The sequence below is a fragment of the Paenarthrobacter sp. CM16 genome, from assembly GCF_013179505.1.
Lineage (GTDB): Bacteria > Actinomycetota > Actinomycetes > Actinomycetales > Micrococcaceae > Arthrobacter.
The window spans coordinates 1-3,461 of sequence record NZ_JABMCX010000393.1; the positions used below are offsets into that span (position 1 = coordinate 1).

Below are 3,461 nucleotides of genomic sequence, written 5' to 3' on the forward strand. Positions count from 1 at the left end.
GCGAAGCCCGTAACAGTGCTCCGTGGATCGGAAAGCGGCTTGGTTTATGAAGCGCCGTGCACCCGTGCGATTCAAGCTCTAAACCGCCCTATGGTCGTGTCGCTGCAAGGCCAAGACCACCTCATCCATATAACCGCACCCCAAACACTTGCTCAGGCGGTCCACGACTCCCTTGTCAACGTCGAAGCCAGCGTGGGACCCGGCCAGTAGGCTGGAAACGTTCGTGTTGAACCGCATCGAAGGGACTTGAGTTTTGGCTTACATCACCGTCGGAAACGAAAACAGCACTGAGATCGAGCTCTACTACGAGGACCACGGGACCGGCCAGGCAGTGGTCCTGATTCACGGCTACCCCTTGGACGGATCCTCATGGGAGAAGCAGACCGCCGTACTGCTCGACGCCGGTTACCGCGTCATCACCTACGATCGCCGGGGCTTCGGCAAGTCCAGCCAGCCCACTGAAGGCTACGACTACGACACCTTTGCGGCGGACCTGAAGACCGTGTTGGACACCCTGGACGTGAACGACGTCGTCCTGGTGGGCTTCTCCATGGGAACCGGGGAGGTGGCACGCTACATCAGCACCTACGGTTCAGCCCGTGTTGCCAAGGCAGTCTTCCTCGGTTCGCTGGAACCTTTCCTGCTAAAGACAGAGGACAACCCCGACGGCGTCCCGCAGGACGTGTTCGACGGCCTCGCCTCGGCAGTCACCGCCGACCGCTACGCGTTCTTCACCGACTTCTTCAAGAACTTCTACAACACGGACACTTTCCTGGGCACGGACCGCCTCAGCCAGGAAGCCTTGGATGCCAGCTGGAACCTAGCCAGCAAATCCGGTGCGTTCGCCTCGGTTGCGGCCCAGCCCACGTGGCTCACCGACTTCCGCGCCGACATCCCCAAGATCGACGTCCCGGCCTTGATCGTCCATGGCACAGCTGACAACATCCTTCCCATCGACGTCACAGGACGCCGTTTCAAGGACGCGCTCCCCAGCGCTGAATACCTTGAAATCGAGGGTGCGCCGCACGGCCTGCTGTGGACGCACGGAGCCGAGATCAACGAGGCCCTGCTGGCTTTCCTCAAGAAGCCTATTTCTTGAGCCGGAGTTTCAACGCCTTCTTGCTGTGACGTAGATATTCCTCTTCCGTGGCGTCGGCGGCATTGCGTTCCATGGCGTGCAGCACGCCGTAAGTAAACGCAGCGCTGCTGACGCCCGGAGCTGAGCCCAGTTCGAGCAGCTCCGCACGGGACATCACACTGTCCTGGTGATCGCCCAGGATGGACTGGACTTTGTGGGCCGCGCCCTCCACCTTCGTGGCCTTTCTGCCGTGGACGCCCTCCACCGCAGCGGCGGCGAAACGCAGCTTCTTGGCTGACTTTCGGACCTCGTGAAACGCCGCGTCGCGTTGAGGCCCAACGGCGGAAGCCACCGCCGCGTCATGGCGTTTGCCCAGCCGCTTGACGGCTTTGTTGACGAGCTTCGCCGTCGTTTTCCGAGCCGGCTCCTCCCCTCGGGCTGTCACGGGTGGAGTGGCGATGAAATCCTCGAGTTCGTCCAGCAGCCGGAAATAGCGGGGGCCGGTCAACCGTTCTTTGATGGCTGCCATCGCGGTGTCCGCCCTCACGGCCATTCGCTGGTCCAACTCATCGTGGAGCGGACCCAGGACCAGTTTTCCGGGAAGTTCATCCAGCTGTGCTTTCAAGCGTGCGTGCAGTACTTCCGTATCGCGGTACCGACCCAGGATTTTGGCCAGGGACTTCAATGCTCCCTCCAACTCCTTCACGGGCGCCTCTTCGAAGAGCGAGCGGTATGAGTGCAATACGGACCGGATACGGCGGATCACTGAGCGCATCTGATGGACTGAGTCGTCCCTGCCCAACCTCACATGGGCATCCTGTAGGAGCAGATCTGCCACCTGGGACTGGAGATAGCTGAGCACCGGAGCAACGGCCGCATCCTGGCTGACGGAATCCTGCCGGGCTGTTCCCTTGGTATCAGGCCATGAATCACCCAACGCGGTAGCCAGTTTGGAGGTCCGTTCACTGGGTTTCGCTCCTGCCTCCGAAAGCTGTCCGGTGAGGCTGTCCAGCAAGGCATCATCGGCGTCGTCCTGCTCAGCCAGCTCCACTTCCCACTCCCGCCACTCCACCTCACGGGGCTCCCCGACTAACACGCGGGCGCGCACGTAGTCATCAACGAAGTCAGCCAGTCGTTCACCGTTATGCCCGTACAGGGCGTAGCTGGTGCGTTCCGTGGTGAGGGTGGCGACTGCTGCCACGGCATGACCGCGGGTGTAAGCCAGTACCCGGTCCATCAATTCCAAGGGAACGGTGTCTGCTGCGCCCAGCGGAGCATGAATTTCCGTACGCTTTCCTGGGCTGAGGGGCAACTTCAGGTGCCATCCGGCGTCGGGTCCGCCTGTGCGGCGGCGCAGGGTGATACCGCGGGCCGCCAAGTCAAGGTGGCGGGTATCGAAATAGATGGCTTCCAAACTGTGGATTGCCGGTTCACCTACTGCCCCCACGCCGTCGATCTTCTCGAGTGCAGGCAGCGGGGTGGATTGCCCGGCGTCGAATTTCCGCTCGGACTCCACGGTGCTGGACGTTGCCATGGCTGTCAGGACTCCCTTCCGGGTAAGCCGGAGGGCCGGCCCGTGATGGTGGCCGGCCCTCGGTGGAGCTATCTATTGGTGCTGTATCCAGTGTGAGCCAGTTCCACGCTTCGCGCCAGAGACCGGCCGTCCGCTACAAACCCGGGGTTCGCGGCTGCGGAGGCTCAACCGGCCCCTCGGCTGCCGAGGGCGCCGCGAGGTCCGGATCAACGGGCGGGTTATCAGCTGTTGCTACCGAACCACTGCCAAAGGTCTGCCCGGTGTCATCGACGTCGCCGCCCGATACCGTCCCGCGCCAAGCCCCGGTTTCATGCCCCTGGGCCTCGATGAACTTCTTAAACTTGTCCAAGTCGGCGCCTACCCGCAGCTCATCCACGTGCAATGCGGAGCCGGCTTTTTCGGCAAGGCCTTCGGGCTCCCAATCGATCGCTACAGTCACACGGGTGCGGGCGTCTTCCAGCGGTTCAAAGCTGACAGTGCCTGCGTTACGTGGACCATCGACGCTGGCCCAACTGACCAGCTGGTCAGGGACCTGCTCGATGATCTGGGCGTTGTACTCCCGCTTCACTCCGCCAACATTTGTGGAGAAGTGGAGGGCTGTGTCGTCAATCTGTTCCACCGACTCCACGCCGTTCATGAACTCCGGAAAGCTCTCGAACTGGGTCCATTGGTTATAGGCGACTGATACAGGGACATCTACTTCGATTGACTTGTTGACCGTAGCCATAGGATTTGCTCCTTCGATCGTGTCTCGGGTGCTCACGCGGTAATACTGGTGGCGCGCCAGCCAGCTGGCTGCATAACCAGTGGCGCGCCTGTCTAAAGCGCGCCAGCCAAAGCTCTTAGCCG

At 61.7% G+C, this 3,461-nt stretch carries 3 protein-coding genes; 1 reads left to right on the top strand and 2 read right to left on the bottom strand.

The features are described 5' to 3' along the window. Positions 1-253 precede the first annotated feature (253 nt). Positions 254-1,099, top strand: a complete 846-nt coding sequence (locus tag HP499_RS22290; RefSeq protein ID WP_172326276.1) for an alpha/beta fold hydrolase — start codon at positions 254-256, stop codon at positions 1,097-1,099. On the opposite strand, the gene HP499_RS22295 is transcribed toward HP499_RS22290, so the two are convergent. Beyond that, positions 1,089-2,612, bottom strand: coding sequence for a CYTH and CHAD domain-containing protein (locus tag HP499_RS22295; protein ID WP_172326277.1), 1,524 nt, complete (start codon positions 2,610-2,612; stop codon positions 1,089-1,091). The two genes, HP499_RS22290 and HP499_RS22295, sit on opposite strands and share 11 nt — an antisense overlap. 133 nt (positions 2,613-2,745) lie before the next feature. Then, positions 2,746-3,339, bottom strand: coding sequence for an SRPBCC family protein (locus tag HP499_RS22300; RefSeq protein WP_172326278.1), 594 nt, complete (start codon positions 3,337-3,339; stop codon positions 2,746-2,748). Positions 3,340-3,461 lie beyond the last annotated feature (122 nt).

Coding starts and splice junctions, on each gene's coding strand:
- HP499_RS22300 (WP_172326278.1), bottom strand. CDS start 3,339: ATGGCTACGGTCAACAAGTCAATCGAAGTAGATGTCCCTGTATCAGTC.
- HP499_RS22295 (WP_172326277.1), bottom strand. CDS start 2,612: ATGGCAACGTCCAGCACCGTGGAGTCCGAGCGGAAATTCGACGCCGGG.